12 protein-coding genes are annotated in these 18,007 nt (G+C 44.3%); 3 read left to right on the top strand and 9 right to left on the bottom strand.

Features of this window, described 5'->3' with window-relative positions; genetic code table 11:
• Nucleotides 1–2: 2 nt before the first annotated feature.
• Together BMX50_RS15845 and BMX50_RS15850 are read left to right on the top strand one after the other, a co-directional pair.
• Nucleotides 3–1,517: a RagB/SusD family nutrient uptake outer membrane protein gene (locus tag BMX50_RS15845; RefSeq protein WP_091211505.1), complete on the top strand. Its 1,515-nt coding sequence runs from the start codon at nt 3–5 to the stop codon at nt 1,515–1,517.
• A gap of 58 nt (nt 1,518–1,575) precedes the next feature.
• Entirely contained in the window at nt 1,576–3,411 is a 1,836-nt protein-coding gene (locus BMX50_RS15850) for an alkaline phosphatase (protein ID WP_091211506.1), read from the top strand.
• Nucleotides 3,412–3,554: 143 nt separating this feature from the next.
• On the opposite strand, the gene BMX50_RS15855 is transcribed toward BMX50_RS15850, so the two are convergent.
• The 4 genes from BMX50_RS15855 to BMX50_RS15870 all read right to left on the bottom strand — a co-directional run bounded on the left by BMX50_RS15855 (nt 3,555) and on the right by BMX50_RS15870 (nt 10,000).
• Nucleotides 3,555–5,450 (bottom strand): T9SS type B sorting domain-containing protein, encoded by a 1,896-nt coding sequence (locus BMX50_RS15855; protein WP_091211507.1) that lies wholly within the window; start codon nt 5,448–5,450, stop codon nt 3,555–3,557.
• A 640-nt stretch (nt 5,451–6,090) separates the two neighbouring features.
• Nucleotides 6,091–6,822, bottom strand: a complete 732-nt coding sequence (locus BMX50_RS15860; protein ID WP_091211508.1) for an MIP/aquaporin family protein — start codon at nt 6,820–6,822, stop codon at nt 6,091–6,093.
• 25 nt (nt 6,823–6,847) lie between these two features.
• A complete protein-coding gene (gene glpK / locus BMX50_RS15865) occupies nt 6,848–8,362 on the bottom strand; it encodes a glycerol kinase GlpK (protein ID WP_091211509.1) in 1,515 nt (504 codons plus the stop codon).
• A 57-nt stretch (nt 8,363–8,419) separates the two neighbouring features.
• Nucleotides 8,420–10,000, bottom strand: a complete 1,581-nt coding sequence (locus BMX50_RS15870) for a glycerol-3-phosphate dehydrogenase/oxidase (protein ID WP_091211510.1) — start codon at nt 9,998–10,000, stop codon at nt 8,420–8,422.
• 152 nt (nt 10,001–10,152) lie between these two features.
• On the opposite strand from BMX50_RS15870, the gene BMX50_RS15875 reads away from it, so the two are divergent.
• Nucleotides 10,153–10,917 (top strand): DeoR/GlpR family DNA-binding transcription regulator, encoded by a 765-nt coding sequence (locus tag BMX50_RS15875; RefSeq protein WP_091211511.1) that lies wholly within the window; start codon nt 10,153–10,155, stop codon nt 10,915–10,917.
• A 195-nt stretch (nt 10,918–11,112) separates the two neighbouring features.
• On the opposite strand, the gene BMX50_RS15880 is transcribed toward BMX50_RS15875, so the two are convergent.
• The 5 genes from BMX50_RS15880 to BMX50_RS15900 form a co-directional block, all read right to left on the bottom strand.
• Entirely contained in the window at nt 11,113–12,144 is a 1,032-nt protein-coding gene (locus tag BMX50_RS15880) for a LacI family DNA-binding transcriptional regulator (RefSeq protein ID WP_091211512.1), read from the bottom strand.
• A gap of 161 nt (nt 12,145–12,305) precedes the next feature.
• Nucleotides 12,306–15,875: an ABC transporter permease/M1 family aminopeptidase gene (locus BMX50_RS15885; protein WP_143065192.1), complete on the bottom strand. Its 3,570-nt coding sequence runs from the start codon at nt 15,873–15,875 to the stop codon at nt 12,306–12,308.
• A gap of 91 nt (nt 15,876–15,966) precedes the next feature.
• On the bottom strand, nt 15,967–16,854 hold the full coding sequence (locus BMX50_RS15890; protein ID WP_091211514.1) for an ABC transporter ATP-binding protein: 888 nt from the start codon (nt 16,852–16,854) through the stop codon (nt 15,967–15,969).
• A gap of 17 nt (nt 16,855–16,871) precedes the next feature.
• Nucleotides 16,872–17,609, bottom strand: a complete 738-nt coding sequence (locus BMX50_RS15895) for a hypothetical protein (RefSeq protein ID WP_091211515.1) — start codon at nt 17,607–17,609, stop codon at nt 16,872–16,874.
• Nucleotides 17,593–18,000, bottom strand: a complete 408-nt coding sequence (locus tag BMX50_RS15900; protein WP_091211516.1) for a GntR family transcriptional regulator — start codon at nt 17,998–18,000, stop codon at nt 17,593–17,595. The genes BMX50_RS15895 and BMX50_RS15900 overlap by 17 nt, the downstream gene beginning before the upstream one ends.
• Nucleotides 18,001–18,007 lie beyond the last annotated feature (7 nt).

The following is an 18,007-nucleotide window of genomic DNA, read 5'->3' on the forward strand; positions in this document are numbered from 1 at the left end:
AGATGAAATTCAAAAATATAATTAGCAAAGGCTTAATGGGTGTAATGGTTATTGCACTGGCCCAAAGCTGTAAAAAAGGTACTTTAGATAATATTAAACCAACCGGCACTCCAACCAGTACTAACTTCTGGAAAACAGCCGACGATGCGCAGGCAGCTGCCAACGGTTTATACGAAAAACAAAGCAACAGCGAAGATCTTTACGGTCGCGGTTTCTTTTGGTTCATTAACGCCAGTGATGATATGGTTGTAGGCCGTACATCTGCCGACAGGGAAAATATCAAAAACTTTATATGCACTGGTAACGAGAGTAGTATTTACGCGCCATGGCAATTGCACTTTGTGGTGATGAAACGTGCTAATGACGTGATCAACAATGTGCCAAACATTAACATGGATGCGGCTACCAAAAACTTTATTTTGGGCCAGGCGTACTTTATCCATGCAGTAATGCACCTGGAGATAGCCGATTTGTACGGTTCAGATAAACAAGGTGCTCCTTTACAAAACCGTACCAATCCGTTGGCGTTCCCGGCTCAATTGCCTTCAGTTAAAGATAACTATGCCTACATTGAGGCTGATTTGAAAAAAGCAGCTTCTTTATTGCCTTACTTTGATAAGCTGGCCGCTACCGATTATGGTCGCGCGCATAAAACTGCTGCCTATGCATATCTGGCTAAAACTTACCTGCATGCTAAGGATTATGCCAATGCCGAAAAATATGCCGATTCGGTTATTCTGAGCGGTAAACATGCGTTGTTAAGCAATTATGCCGATGTATTTAAGATTGCTAATAACTATAGCTCCGAGTATATCTGGTCGGTAGCAAGTAACCTGAACGGGCAAAGCATTTTACCGGGTGCTATGCTGGAGAACAAGGGATGGGGCTTATATAATGGTTTCGGTTACTATCAGCCTACCAAAGAGCTTGTCGACGAATTTGAAACCGGCGATAAAAGGCTTGCTGCTACCATCCTTCAAAAAGGTGACAGCTTCCAGTATTTCGGTCAAACTTATACTTACCCAATCGGCGGTAAAAGCAATAGCTTAACCGGTTACCAGTTTAACAAATACATGGAGCCGTTTAGCTATGCTGGTGGTATTCACGTAAGCCCTAACGGTGATGAACCATCAACAGATTTAAACGTGCCATTGTTACGTTATGCCGAAATCTTGCTGATCAAAGCCGAAGCCCAGATTATGCAGGGAAAAAATGGTGACGCCGCGCTTAATCAGGTACGTGTACGTGCCGGTTTAAAGCCAATCACTAATGCTACTATGGTTAATTTGAAACATGAGCGTCGGGTCGAATTAGCTGGCGAGTGGAGTGATCGTAACTTCGACCTGGTACGTTGGGGGGATGCACAGGCAATTTACGCAAAACCGTTACACGGTTCGGATGGCTCAGTTGTGTGGAAAGCACGTAACTTTGACCCGGCGAGGGATAACGTTTGGCCTATTCCGCCAAAGGATATCCAGATAAGCCAGGGCCAGCTGAAACAGAATGCCGGCTGGTAATTGACATATTGAAACTTACAAAACCGGGCACAGCCCGGTTTTGCTATATCTATACCAAATGAAAAAAAGTACTACCCTTATTACGCTGGCAGCGCTGCTGGCAAACGCCGGCCTGACGGCCAACGCGCAGGTTAAAAACTACACTGTAGCCGACGCACATTCCCACAACGATTACAAAAACAACATCCCTTTTTACCGGGCCTATGAAAAAGGTTTCGGTTCTATCGAGGCCGACTGTTATGCCGTTAACGGGCAACTGATGGTGGCACACGATAAAAAGGAGATCGACGCCAAACGGTCATTAAAGATCTTGTACATAGATCCGCTGATTGAAAAGTTTAAACGAGACCCGCAACGTCATTTAAGGCTGCTTATCGAAATTAAGGAAGATCATAAGGCAGTATTGCCGCTGGTGATTAAAGAGTTAAAACCGCTTGAACAGTATTTTGATTATGAAGGCCACCCGGGCAGGTTATCGATAGTTATGACAGGGGCAGTGCCACCTCCGGCAGAGATGACCAACTATCCGGCCTGGATCTCGTTTGACGTAGATCATATGAACGGTTTTACGGCTGAGCAGTGGAAAAAGATTGGCCTGGTAAGTTTTCCGTTTGGCAAATACATGCACTGGAACGGTAAAGGTGTATTGAATAACGAAGAAATTGCAAGGATAAAAGCGGGGATTGATAGTGTACATAACTCGGGTAAAAAGGTTCGTTTTTGGGAAACGCCCGATACCAAAAGCAGCTGGCTGGCCCTTATCCGTTTAGGTGTTGATGTAATTGGCACCGATAAAATAGAGGAGCTTGGCGATTTTCTGGATAAGAAACCCAAAAGCGAATACACTGCGCCGCAGCCATATGCTATTTATAAGCCAACTTATAAATCGGACTGCGCGGTTAAGAAAGTTAAAAACATCATTTTGTGTATTGGAGATGGTATGGGTTTATCGCAGATCTACTCAACCTATACGGCTAATCGCGGTCAGCTGAATATTTTTCAGATGCTGAATATCGGCTTTTCGGTAACCAACTCAGCTGATGCTTACATTACTGATTCGGCGGCAGGAGCAACTGCTTTTGCATCTGGTCAGAAAACAAATGACAGGGCTATCGGTGTTGACCCATCAGGCAAACCTTTAAAATCTCTAGCTGATTATAGCGCTGATGCTGGTAAAAAAGTAGCCGATATTGCTGTTTGCGAATTAACAGACGCCACTCCGGCTGCTTTTTACGCTCATGATTCGGAGCGGAGTCATTCAGTAGCTATTGCGAGTCAGATCACATCTTCGCCAGTAGATATATTTTTGGGTTCGGCTTACAAAGATTTTACGCAGCCTGCTAATGGTGAAACTACCGTTGATAAGATGAAAAAAAGAGGATATGCCGTTATCCGTAACTTTGATGACTTTTTAAATAGTTCATCGCCAAAGATACTGGCCCTGATGGACGATAGTGTAACCCGCCCTAAAATGGAGGGTAGGGGTAACTACCTGCCGCTGGCATTCAATAAAGTAACTCAAACATTTAAGAATGCACCAAAAGGTTTTTTTATGATGATTGAGGGTTCGCAGATTGATCACGGTGGTCATGCCAATAACCTCAAGCAAATAATCACCGAAAACGGCGACTTTGACCGGGTAGTTGGCGACGCCTTGAAATTTGCCGATGAAGATGGTGAAACCCTGGTAATTGTAACTGCCGATCATGAAACCGGAGGTTTAACCCTGCTTGATGGCAGCATAAATAACGGCTACGTATGGGGCGATTTTAGTACCAATGATCATACAGGTACCCCGGTTCCTGTATTTAGTTACGGGCCGCATTCGTTGGATTTCAGGGGAGTTTATAGTAATACGGAGATCTTTAATAAGATTAAGGCTTTATTGCAATAGCTGCAATTAACAGAAACGATAATAAACCCATGTCATTGCGAGGAACGAAGCAATCGCATGCTATACAGGGGCGGATCGGCTTCCGTGCGATTGCCACGCTGCGCTCGCAATGACATGTTTTAGATTTAACAGATAGGGAATGATCAACCTATAATCTGTACCCATCCCGAGTAAACAGTGCCATTCTTCAGGTCGATCTTGTAATAGTAAGTTCCCGGGGGCAGCCTTTTGCCGTTGTAGGTTCCATCCCATGCCTTCGTGTAGCCTTTAGTACTATATACTATTGTTCCGTATCGGTTAAAAACCTGTGTAATGGCATTGTCGTAGGCTCCCAGCGCATCTATTTGCCAGGTGTCGTTTATACCATCGCCATTAGGAGTAAACGTGTTGGGGATGGTGAATTTATCAATAACCTTTACCTCAACAGCAGCTTTAGATTCCAGGTTGCACGATCCGGGTTGCAGTACATGCAAAATATAGGTGATGTTGCTGGTTGGAAATACAAAGGGTTCTAAAGATGTGGTATTGCTGATGTTTTCATTGGGTGTCCAGTAATAAGAAACATTTTCGCCACTTACCTGGGCATGAAGCTGAATCCTATCACCTTTCATGACTTCACGTGTGGCGGTGGCGTAGGCTCCGGGGCCCTGGTTTACTGTTAAGGTTACAGCGCTCTTGGCTTTGCAGCTGTTATTGGTCACTTCAACGGTATAGGTGGTAGTTTCTTCCGGGGATGCCATTGGGTTGGCAATGTTTGGGTTTGACAGGCCGGTTGCGGGATACCATTTATAGGATGTTCCGCCCGCTGCGTGGAGCTGGGTTTTATCGCCTTTGCAAATCGCCTTGTTATCGCCAGCATTGGCAACTACAGGTGCGTTTACGTTTACTGTAACCGCAGGCGCAATACTTGAGCATCCGTTTTTAAATACCGTTACATGATATTGCCCGCTCATGGCCACCGTTGCACTGTTAATCACCGGATTTTGTTGTGCAGACGTAAAGCCGTTCGGCCCCGTCCAGCTATAACTATCGCCCGTGGATACCGTAAGATAAATATTTTCGCCGGGGCATACCGGCGAACTTGCAGTGGCTGTAACCGGTTCCGGGTTAATGATGCTTAACGTTACAGCCGATGAGATCAACCTGCATTGCGCCGAGTTTGTATTACCTTGCTGGGCAACTAATACCCTGTATTGATAATTGCCGGTGGTGGTAGGTTGATGGAGCGGGTAGGAGCCAGATACAGCGCCGGGAATATTTATCCATCCGTTTGGTGTACTTATTTGCCACTGATAAACAGGATTTTCATAAGGTAGATCGGATGCGGCGCTAACATTCAAGGTGTAAAACTTATCAGCTTCAGCGCATCCCTGTGCTGTTATGGCTGTTTTGTCGTTTCCAAAATAGGTAGTAAGTGCAGGGCCGTAGGGGCGTAGTGATATATCGTCAAGGGCTACATCATTGCCGTAACCACCGCTGGCGTTATTGGTCATTTTAATGGTTACATCGCCGCCGGTTGATGGGGTGTTAAAAGTAATGTTGTATTCCAGCCATCCTAAACCATTATCAATTGGCCCGGTATGATTTGTTTTGGTTTCGAGAGATGTGGTTACGGAGAATGTAATATCCGGTTTGATGCCGCCTTGTCTCATCAGGTTAAGCACATAAACGCTGAACCTGTAAGTTGTACCGGGGCACAAAGTTTTAACAGTTCTTTTATAAAACTCGTCAATAGTATTGGTAGCATCCACAATCATCATGTAGCCATTGGGCCGACCCGGCGTATGATTGCCTGTTTGCAGCCACGATTCGGGGTACATGCCGGTAGTGGAGTTGGCAATAGTATAGCTGCCTTCACCCGGCTGTGATGGTATGTAATTATAGGTAGTAGAAAAATTCCCGTCATTAATTTTCGGGCCTATTTGAGCCGATCCGGCCCCAAAGTCCTCAATTAATACCGGTTCCCCCTCCTGCGCTTTCAGGCGCAGGGCGAACTGTGGCGATAGGCATACTATCGCCAATAAAGTGATAAATTTCATGTGTTTTTACGCATGTCGGCCAGACTTGCAACGCGCTCGCTTGTCTTGCTTAAAAGTTTAATCAATGCGGCCGGGGGACAGCCGGTATTGATTAAACCTGGGTTAATGTTGTGTTTTTTGAAGGGTAGGTTGCAAAAGGAAAGCCATGCCAGAGGCTTAAAACAATGAAGAGTAGATATGTGCAGCGTGTGAAAATGAAATTTGGCGATTGGCGAAAAATAAATTTGTAAAAAGTACACTAAGTAGCTGTGTTATACTTTTTTTGAAAGTTATTGTTTTGAAATATATAGCACAGGTTGTAAAATGTTGTTCACGAAAAATGAATTTCAATGGCGCGATTTTTGTAAGGCTGATGGATTTGATTTTTGATGGTATTGTAGCTTGTTTTCTACCATGGATCTCATTGTGGGGAAATAAGTCTACGGTGTCTGGCCTTTTTATTCCATGCAAATGCTATTCCTGTTAGCTCTTTGCTTAAGTTTTAATTAAATGAACAACTTGAACAAGCGGTATATTAAAGGCACAAAAGGAACGGAATGAACAGGGGAGGGTTTTTAAGAGCCGGGGAGGCGTAATAATGAGTTTAAAGACTTACGAAGCTTTTAAAACTTCGTAAGTCTGGGCCTGTGTCAAATGAGAATTATTGTTTGATTGAAAGATACAATACCGCAGCAATGGAAGCGCCAACCAACGGAGCAATAACGGGGATCCAGGCATACGCCCAGTCACTGGTACCTTTGCCTTTTATCGGCAACAGCATATGCATGAAACGCGGGCCGAGGTCGCGGGCAGGGTTTATAGCGTAGCCGGTAGTGCCACCCAATGACAGGCCTATTACCCAAACTAAAAATGCCACCGGAATTGCTCCAATAGAACCAAGGCCGACAGGTGTTTTAGCCGGCGTAATTTCCGCGCCTGCTATATAGAAAATGGTAAACAGTAATACAAAAGCGCCAATCACTTCACTGGCAATGTTTGATACATAATTACGTACGGCGGGGCCAGTGCAAAATACAGCCAATATAGAAGCCGGGTCGTTAGTGCGCTTGAAGTGATCGTAATACATTATCCATACTAAAAAAGCACCTATACACGCACCTGCAAATTGGGCAATGATGTAGGGGATAACATTTGCCCAGGCAAACTTGCCCGCAATGGCAAGCGCCAAAGTTACGGCTGGGTTAAGGTGGGCGCCGCTATATGGGCCTGCAACTACTACCCCAACAAAAACGGCCAGGCCCCAGGCCGTGGTGATCACTATCCACCCGCCGTTATTTCCTTTGGTATCTTTTAAAACTACGTTGGCCACTACGCCATCGCCTAATAATATAATGAGCATGGTGCCTATCAGTTCGGCTACAAATGGAGACATGTTTAAAGTATTTTAATGGTGGATATTAAATAGCAGATACAGGATAACCGGAATTAGACCAACATTGGGCAGTGCTCACAGCGCGTTTCCAACCCGCAATACCGGTTTTTACTTCATCAAGATCATTACCCGGATTGAACTCGGCTTCAACTGCCCATAGATGCTGAATTTCAGCTATATCCTTCCAGTAACCAACGGCTAACCCAGCCATATAGGCTACGCCAAGCGCTGTGGTTTCGGTAACTTCCGGCCGGATCACTTTACAGTTCAATACGTCCGATTGAAATTGCATCAGCAGGTTATTGGCCGTGGCGCCGCCATCTACACGTAATTCTTTAATTTCCATACCGGCATCGGCTTCCATTGCTTTAAGTACATCCATGGTTTGATAGGCAATGGATGCCAGTGCCGCTCTTGAAATGTGGGCGGCTGTAGCCCCGCGGGTTAGCCCGACTATAGCGCCACGCACTTCCGGGTCCCAGTAGGGGGCACCAAGGCCAGCGAATGCAGGTACAAAGTAAACGCCGGCGGTATCTTTTACGGATGTGGCCAGTTTTTCAATATCCGCCGATGTTTTGATAATGCCGAGACCATCGCGCAGCCATTGAACAACCGCTCCGCCAATAAAAATACTGCCCTCAAAGGCGTAGGTGATCTCGCCATTTATTTTCCAGGCAATGGTAGTAAGCAGGTTGTTTTTTGATTTGATAAACTCGTGCCCGATATTCATCAGCATAAAACAGCCGGTACCATAAGTGTTTTTCACCATGGCTTTATCAATGCACATTTGCCCGAATAAGGCTGCGTGCTGATCGCCGGCTATGCCCGCAATCGGAATCCTTTGCGCAAATATGTTATTGGCGGTATGGCCATATAATTCGCTTGATTGTTTTACTTCGGGTAGTATACTTTTGGGGATATTGAAGAGTTGTAGCAGTTCATCATCCCATTGCTGGGTGCGGATGTTGAACAGCATGGTTCTGCCTGCGTTGGTTACATCGGTAGCATGCACTTCGCTGCGGGTTAACTGCCATATGAGCCAGCTGTCAACCGTGCCAAAAGCCAGTTCACCGGCTTCCGCCTGCGCCCTTGCACCTTCAACGTTATCTAAAATCCATTTGATTTTTGAACCCGAAAAATAAGCGTCTATCACAAGCCCGGTTTTATCACGGATCATATCGCTGTAGCCGTTTTGTTTTAGCTCATCACAGAAGGCGGCAGTGCGCCTGTCCTGCCAAACAATGGCGTTATGGATGGGTTCGCCGGTTTTGCGGTTCCATACTATAGTTGTTTCGCGCTGGTTGGTTATGCCTATGGCTTTGATGTTTCCACCGCCTAAGCCTGCTTTTGCAATTGCTTCTACAGCTACAGAGATCTGGCCGGCCCAAATCTCGTTAGGATCGTGCTCAACCCAGCCCGGTTTAGGGAAGTACTGCTTAAATTCTTTTTGCGCCGAAGTAATGATCTTGCCCGCATGATCAAAAATTATGGCCCGCGAACTGGTAGTGCCCTGGTCGAGCGCTAAAATATATTCCTGCATAATTTGGTTTGGTTTACCTTGGTTTATTTATTGAATATCACATTAAATTTGTTCATTTTAATGTGGTGTTAGTATATAATTTTTTGCTGTTTCGTTAAAGGCTTTAACCTGTGCTTGTTCCCATGCAACATCTTTTCCTAATTCGCCGGCCATGAGGCGGGCTACTTCGGGTGCCATTGCCGTAGCCAGGCGGGCATCTAAAAATAACACCCGGGTACGTCGCGCCAGTATATCTTCAACAGTACGCGCCATCTCGTTTCTTACCGACCAGATGACCTCGCCTTTAGTATAGCTGCTTCCAGCATGAACGAGGTTTTTCCAGTCTGGGTTCTCCTTGTACAAAGCCAAAACGTTTTCAATATCGGCACCATAAACAAACATAGGATTTGTGCGGTCGGGGTTGGGGCGATTACCGTGGATAGGTAAGAATGCAGTTTTACACGGTATATTATTTAGTCCGCCTGTTTCAATAGCCTTGTCAACTATGTCCTCGGCCATTTTGCGGTAAGTAGTCCATTTACCGCCCGTTATAGTAATTAGTCCCGACGCAGAAACGATCAGCTTATGGCTCCTGGAAATTTCCTTTGTTTTTGACGAACCATCCTGCGGGGCAGCAAGCGGCCTTAAACCTGCAAAAACGCTTAAAACATCTGCACGGGTAGGGGCTTTGGTGAGGTATTTGCCTGCTGTTCTTAATATAAATTCCACTTCTTCGCGCAGTGCTACCGGTTCAAGGCTGTGCGAGTCGATAGGGGTGTCGGTGGTACCTATCAGTAATTTCTCATGCCATGGAACGGCGAAAAGTACGCGCCCGTCTTCGGTTTTGGGGATCATCAGTGCATCTTCAGCCGGCAAAAATGAACGGTCGAGCACAAGGTGTACGCCCTGGCTTGGCCTAACCATCGGCTTCTTCTCGGGGGTATCCATTTTAAGTACGTCGTCAACGAACACACCGGTAGCGTTGATCACTGTTTTTGCCTTTAATTGGTAATTGACTCCGGTTTCTGTATCCGTGGCTTTTACGCCTGTGATTTTATTGGTAGTATCTTTGATCAATCCGGTTACTTTAAAGTAATTGAGTAGGGTTGCGCCTTGTTCAATAGCTGTTTGTGCCAGGTTAATTGCAAGCCTGGAATCATCAAACTGCCCGTCATGATAAACAACACCACCGTGAAGTCCTTTTTCCTGGATGCCGGGCAATCGTTTAATGGTTTCTTTTTTAGAAATGTGTTTTGCCCTACCGAAACTTAGCTTCCCAGCCAGCAGATCATAAATGCTGAGGCCGATAGTGTAAAAAACACCGTCCCACCAGGAGTAATTGGGAATAATAAAACTTTCATTTTTTACAAGATGCGGTGCGTTTTGTAATAACAGGCCCCGTTCGCGTAAAGCTTCACGCACCAGGCCGATGTCGCCCTGTGCCAGGTACCGTACTCCGCCATGTACTAATTTGGTAGCCCGGCTTGAGGTGCCTTTGGCAAAATCAGCCTGTTCCAGTAATAATGTAGAGAAGCCACGGGAAGCTGAATCGACAGCCGCGCCAAGTCCGGTAGCTCCGCCACCTATGATGACGAGGTCCCAGATCTTTTCGGTATCGTCAAGGTGGTTGAGATTCGCTTCTCTTGTAAATGGATTCATTTTATTTCGATATTTATTCAAATATATAAAATCGAAATAAAATAAAACTAAATGAAATTAAAAATAATTTTATTTGGTTACATTTGACTAATAGAAGCGATCGCATACTCTATCAAACATTACAATCAAGTTTTCTGTTTAATTTAGCGATTATGAGCAAAAACACCGACCGTCATAAGTTTATCCTGCAAAAAGTTGATACAGATGGGTTTGTGAATGTGCAGGACTTAAGTAACCAGTTAAGTGTTTCGGAGGTTACCATCCGAAAGGACCTGAAACTTTTAGAAGATAAAAACCTGCTTTTCAGAACGCATGGCGGTGCAAGCAAAACAAATCCATACGCCAATGACCGGCCGGTATCCGAAAAGGAAAAGCTGAATGGCCCCGAAAAGGAAAAAATTGCCTTCGAAGCTGCGACGAGGATAGGAGCCAATGACTCTGTTATCATCGCCTCGGGTACTACCATGCTCGCCCTTGCCCGTGCTATGCAGCCCAATAAACACCTTACTATTGTTACTGCTGCATTGCCGGTAGCTCTTGAACTTCTTCAGCATCCGCAGGTTGATATTGTTCAATTGGGAGGGCAAATGCGTAATACATCGTCGTCAGTAACCGGCAACTATGCTGAACTGATGCTGGATGATATGCTATGCGGGGTTTTGTTTTTAGGTGTTGACGGTATCGACCCGGAAATTGGATTGACCACCACCAATTTATCCGAAGCCAGGCTTAATCAGAAAATGATCAATGCAGCTCAAACTACCATTGTACTGGCCGATAGTACTAAATTCGGAAAGCGTGGATTAGCGAAGATTTGTTCGTTGGATCAGATCAATGAGATCATTACCGATAGCGGCATTAGTCCGGCAATGCTAAATATGCTGGAAGAAAAAGGAGTGAAGGTGACGGTTGTTTAAGTAGATATTTCGTTGGTGATGGCAGGTGTTGGAAGCATGAAAAAAATGTCATTGCGAGCGAAGCGCGGCAATCTCGTCGCTAATGCATGTCCGATCTGTATTGCTACGAGATTGCTTCGGCGCCCCAGATGCTTTTGCCCATGCTGCTCCTCGCAATGACATGGGTTTTAATAACGCTTTAACATTCTAAGTTCTTCAAATAGCTTTCACTGATGATGACCTTACTATCAATTGTGTATCCACCTTCTCAGTAGTAAACTCCTCAACAGGCCATTTGCTTTCAATGGTTTTAATAAGCATTTCGGTGGCCATTTGTCCTATCTGAAAGGCAGGCTGGCGTACAACGGTTAAGGGGGGATCAAACAGATCAACCACATCCGAATTGGTGAACCCGGCTATCGCAATGTCTCCGGGAACTTTTAAGCTCCATTTTTTTAATATCGACATGCTGCTGATGGTAAGCCGGTCGCTGCCACTAAAAATAGCCTCCGGTTTATCATCCAATGCCAGCAATTCTTTCAGCACAGTCTCCACTTCGTCGTGTATCATGCCGCCATGGTTACAATGCTTAAGGTATTCGGGCCTGAATTCGATGCCGTGTTTATCAAGTGCGGCCTTGTAGCCTTCAAAGCGCTCATGGCTTATAAGGAGATTGTTTGAGTTAGTGAGATGGGCTATTTTGGTAAAGCCCGAGTTAATCAATGCTTCCGTTCCGTTAAACGAACCCTGGAAGTTATTGGCTATCACTTTGTGTGTATTCAGGTCGGGCGCGGCCCTGTCAAAAAATACGATGGGGAAGCCTTTATCCAGCAGGTATTTATATTGTGAGGTGTCGGTTGTTTGGGCCGATAGCGATACCAGTAATCCATCCACATGCCTTGATAGTAAATGTTTTACATTGGCGCTTTCCCTGTCAAATGATTCGTGTGTTTGCGTAATGATAACGTGGTACCCCCGGTTATAAGCTATGGATTCAATACCGTTAATAGCCTGCGAAAAATAATCGTTAGCCACCTCGCATACCACTACGCCTATAGAGTGGCTTTTTTGCTCTTTAAGGCTTAAAGCAATAGGGTTGGGCCGGTAGTTTATCTTTTCGGCGTACTCAAGAACAAGCTTTTTGGTTTCGGTGCCTATTTCATAACTTCCGTTCAGTGCACGTGATACCGTTGATGTTGACACACCCAAAGCCTTGGCAATATCCTTGATAGTAACTGATTCAAACATAATTTAACGTGGCAGCAGGTTTAATTATTCAGGAAAACATTTGATGCGGGCTAAGTTATTTTTAAAAAATGAAATATTCCCGTGTTTTTCGATTTTAGGGGAGCATAACGTTAATTAAATTATAAAAAAGGGGTTGCGGAAAGCGCAACCCCTTTTTGCTGTTATAGCTCTTTGATGTTATCGTTAGGGTTCCTGTCAATCAGTTTGCTAAACGGATCAACTCCTACCGAAGCCGGCTGGCCTTTAACAATAACGCTGAATTGCTGTTGCCCGCGTTTAAGTTTATACTTCTTAAGGTATAAGGTATTACTTACCATACGGTTACCCGCACCTTGAACCTGCTTGCCAAATATCCCGATATCTATATAGTCATTCATGTTTACGGCCGGGATATCGTTGTTTTTGGCGTCCTTCCATGCTTTATCAATATTTATTTTGAAAGTAACCTTGTATTCATTTTTATTACCTGTTGGCTTACTGCTTGCATCAACCACCCTGTTATCATACAGCGTGATCTTTTGCCAGGTATCGGTAAGGTAATACTGCAGCGAATCGGGTACGTGCTTTTGGAGGTATTGATAAAGGTTATTTGCTCCAGGAAAAGGGGCATTAGTTTTAAAAGCATAGGACTTTTTAAATTCGCGGAGGGCCACGTTTAGGCTGTCTTCACCAATCAGGTCGCGCAGGCCATATAAAGCTACGCTTGCCTTGCCTCCCCATAAAAACCAATTGTTTGCTTTTATTAAAGGGTGCTCGTTTTCATTGAGGTGCCGCCTGATAAACAGGTAATACCATAATTGGTCCAACACAATGTAACGCATGTTATCCTTGCCATATTTATGCTCAGACATTACCAGCTGATCATAATTTGACAAACCTTCGGGGATCACCAAACTTCCTACCGTACTGTTTGGCGCTGTCTGGAAACGCCACCATTGCTGGGATAATAATCTTGTAGTATTGGCATAGCAATAATCAAAGCTGTTGGGATCTCTGAAATCGGCATTCCAGCCAAAATATTCGGCGTAGGTATTCAGTGTTGTCATCGAGGCATCTTGTGGGCCATAAACAGAAGTTTCCACCAGGCGGATATCATTAAACGGATAGTTGCCGTAAACTTTGCTGTAATAGGCTAAACCATCTTTATAAGCAGCAATATATCTGTCGATATTAATGTTGTGCTCAGGATGATAATAAACCTCAATGTTCACCTGGTGATCCAATTGAACACTCGCTTTTTTTACGGCCAGTTTTTCGGATATAATACCCATTGGCATGTACATGCCCGGTTTATCCTGCACATAGTGGAAATAATTGCGGCCATCCTGCTGCCAGTTTTTTACAAGCCGACCTGGGGCAATAGCGGTTTGATCGGTGAGCGTGCCAACTGTTACATCAAGTTTCAGGAGATCGGCGGCCCTTCCTGCTTTAAGCGTGTTGATGCCTTCAGGGTTATCCTGTTGAATTTCCTCTTCCTTTTTTTCGGGCAGACCGGCCTTTTTTCGTTCATATGGGCTTCCCAGTTCGTCATCTTCGTCATAACCTAAACCTGGTAATCCGCCGTTGAAAAATGTGCCGTTGTTAATGAGGGCTGCAGCATACATCCCATTGGTAAATCCTTTGTGAACTATTTCTGAGTTGATCTCCAGCACTAGCGAATCGCCGGGCATCAATGGTTTTATAAATTTATATAAACGGAAGTCGGCAGTATCCATTTTCGGCCTGAACCAGTTGAAAAATCCGCGGGTATACAACAGCGGGGCAGTAAAGGGAACTAATACACCATTAGTTTTAAGCGAATAGGCAGTCAGATCATCGCCATCGAGCAGCATTTGCGATATGGCAACTTTGTTTTTATTGGTGATGGTTACCCATGCGTGTGTAGAAACCTGCTGTTTATCGGGATAAAGTTCTACCTGCATTTTTATACCGATTACTTTAGGAAGGGGAAGATGTTCATATTTCTTCAGCGATTTCTCATATTGCACGGCCCTCGCGGTATTTTCATACTTTATGAGATAGCTGTTTAAAAAGCTCACATTGTAATAATTCCATGCGCCTACTGCCAAAAATGCTATGGCCACTATTGCGGTGATCAGGGCTGTACTACGATTGAAACGCTGAGGGAGCAGGCGTAATCGTTCTTTAAAAGATGAGGTTACCCCACGATAGTAAAACAGTGCTGAGGCAATAATGAGCAGCCCTGCAAACAACAGCCAATACAGGTTAAACCAATTGATAGGTGTTACCATGTGACCCATGCCTGTCATATCGGAGATTCCTGAGGATGGGGTGTATGAATATAGTAGCAGATTGTAGTCAAAGGTGCCCGTTTTACGCAAAAAGAAAACGATAACCCATAAAAACACCCCTATGCCGTGTGCTGCAAATTTGTTATTGATAATAACGTGTACTACATAGCAAAATACAACCATCTCCAGCAAAGCAGGCAGCAATATGCAGGCTATGTACAGAAAGTACACAGATAGATTCAATGTGTGATAACCTTTTAATAATTGAACAATAACCCCGGTTAGTATGGGTAGGAAGGATAAGCCGGTACCAATAAGCAATAAGGTGATTAGTTTTGATCCATTCAGGATCCAGTTTGGCGGCGGGAGCGAATCATTGATAAATGCGTAGCGGGTTGTCCTGTCGCGGTGCAGGGTTTCGCCGGTATAAAACATCAGGATAAAGAAAATGAAGAAAGGAAAGGCTTCATTAAAAATTCCAAGTAATGTAACCGTACGCGGGAAATCAGGTACACCATTTCTGTTGTCGCCAAGCCAGAGTACAAAGCCAAGAAATAAGCTGCCACTGATCAATATGATCCAGAAGTAATTATCGCGAATGATATTAAGCAATTCAACCTTTACCAGGTTGCTCAACGTGTTCCGGTTGTATTTGCCCGTAAAGCTAACAGCCGGCTTAATAGTTATGGCGTTCTTGGTTTTAGCACCTACTTCATCAATAGCCGCTTTGTCGCGCCGGCCACTAAAAAAACGCTCGAAGTTAAACCGCAAATAAGTAAAAATTACAATAAGCATTCCTATACCTCCCCATACTATCCGGTTAAGCATAAACGTGCCCGTTACCGGGAACAACGTGGTGTTTTGTTCAATAGTGCTTGAAGAGCTGGTTTGCAGCCTGATGCCGTTGAGACCAAAAGGATCGCTTAGGTTGATTACCGTTGGATTGTTGATATGGTTGAGGAAAAACAGCGCAATAAAATAAAACAGAAACAACAGGATACCACCAAAGTAAATCACCTTTACGTTGCGTGTAATAGCCACCAGGCCAAAAAACAACGAAGAAGTGAACAAAACGTTGGGTAGCCCGATAGTAAAAAACGGGTGCAGGTAGTAAATGAGGTTATTGGGGCCGTATTGTTTTACATCCGTCCATCCCACAGCTGGGCCAAGTTTGGTGCCTATAAATGCACCTATAATAACTGCCGATGCTATGAAGATCATGAAAACGAAGGAGCCAAGGTAACGGCCCCAGAAATAACCAGCTTTTGTAATAGGGTAGGTTAAGTAATAATCTTTTGTGTTATACTCAATATCGCGATATAATGCAGTACCCATGATGGAGGAACTCACAAGTGTTATCATCATGGTGATACCCGAGCACCACAAGGCAAGTACATATGGTGCATTAATGTGCTCTTTTTCGCCCAGCGGTAATGAACCTGTTGAAAAAGTAAACACTGTAAATATGAGTGCTGCCAAAAAATATAGGTAAACGGCTGGCCTGCGGACCCGATTTTGGATCTCGAACAGAAATATTTTAAGAAACATAAACTATTGGTTTATAGTGGTTTTAAATGGTATCTACATCTATTCGTGTAGCGATGTTGCTGAAGTACACATCTTCGAGGTTGGGCGTGCTACTGATAAAACCGTTGCCGGGTTCGGCTTCGCTGATAATGCGGATATGGAGCTTACCGGTTTTAAGCTGCGTTGATATTACCTGGTAGTCATCTTTATAAAAGCCCAACTCCGATTGGGTGATCACCTTGCTATAGATCTTCCCGTTCAACTCATTTACGGCGCTTTCAGGGTCGCCGGCATATAAAACTTCGCCCTGGCAAATGATGGCAAAATTGGCGCAAAGCGTACTCACATCTTCAACAATATGGGTTGAAAGGATCACGATGGTATTTTCACCCAAACGGCTTAACAGGTTATAAAAGCGGTTTCGCTCGGCTGGGTCAAGGCCCGCGGTAGGTTCATCAACAATGATAAGTTTGGGGTTACCAATTAATGCCTGTGCTATTCCAAAGCGCTGTTTCATACCGCCGGAGTAGGTGCCGAGGTGTTTTTTTCTGTCTTTATACAGGTTTACGCTTTCCAATAATTGCAGCACAAGGTCTTTACGTTCAGCACTGTTGCCAACACCTTTGAGCTGGGCAATATGATCGAGCATGCGTTCGGCTGATATTTTAGGGTATACACCAAACTCCTGGGGCAGGTACCCGAGTAGCTGTCTAACTTCTGTCTTGCTTTTCAATACATCCAGTTCATCTAAAAAAATACTGCCTTTATCAGCCTCCTGGAGGGTGGCTATGGTACGCATGAGCGATGATTTACCGGCGCCATTAGGGCCAAGCAAGCCAAACATGCCGTTATTGAGGGTAAGCGAAACATCTTTTAAAGCATGCACGCCGTTGGCATAGGTTTTAGATAGTGAGTTGATTACTAATTTCATGATTTGCTAAGTTTTGGTCATTTATTGTTGCGGATCTTTCTTGTATTTCCGTTTAGGATAAGTTTGGCACTGTCGGCAAGTTTGTAGCTTATATTGCTGAGGCTGTCATCCTTGATCCATAAACGGCTTTTGTTCCGGATATCGAGATTGGTTTTACCGAATTGGTTGCCTGTTTCAATAGATAGGTTTGAAGCGCTGCTACCGCTTTTGCCGATAATGGCATTTAATATATTGAACTTGTTGTTTTTTAGTAAGACGGTGGAGGCATGGTCCTGGATAATATCGAGTTTATTTCCGCTGAAACCGCTGATAGTAGTAACGCGCCAGTTGAAGTCTTGTGCGGCTACCGTATCTATAATTTGAGCATCACCCGCCTTGTATTTTGCATCAGCGTAAAAGGCATCCAATTGCGGAAGGGATATGTACAAAACGTTTGGAGGTTGTACATTATGAAAGTTATCTTTAAACACTGCACGTATAAAGAGCGAATCGTGCCGTTGCTCAATTTTCATAAACTCCATAGCTTGAGGGGCGGCAAGCACCTTGAACGGGCCTTTTTCAAGCATAATGTTTATTGCTGTTGACGAACCGAGGTCAATAATTTTAAAGTTTTTGAAATTCAGGCTGCTGAAGCCATTGTAAGGGTTTTTGTACTCGCCTTTCAAATATTCTGCTTTCAGCTGAAAGTCATAGATCCCCACTGAAACTATGAGTAGTAACACCGCGGTAAGTAAAAATTTATTGCTTGTTTTCATCGTGGCTGGCCTGGTTTAGTTCATTATTTTGTTGTGCCTGAAAATTTTGATATTGCAGGCTGATCTCATCTATTGAAATACCCAACAGGTACATATTTTTAAAAAGTTCGGGCAGGTTTTGACGTACAAAGTTTTCTTTACGGTAAGCTTTTACTTTATCAAAACCGTCATCGGCCACAAATAAACCCAGGCCGCGTTTGTTATATATAATTTCGAGCCCCTGCAAAAATTCGTATGATCGCATAACCGTATTGGGGTTTACTTCCAGTTCTACAGCCATATCGCGTACCGATGGGATTTTTTGCCCGGCAGGCCATTTGCCCATCAGGATCTGATCGCTCACAAAAGCCGCTATCTGGAGGTATATCGCTTCGTTATCTTTAAATTCCATTATCGTC

The organism is Mucilaginibacter gossypiicola, from assembly GCF_900110105.1.
GTDB classification, from domain to species: domain Bacteria; phylum Bacteroidota; class Bacteroidia; order Sphingobacteriales; family Sphingobacteriaceae; genus Mucilaginibacter; species Mucilaginibacter gossypiicola.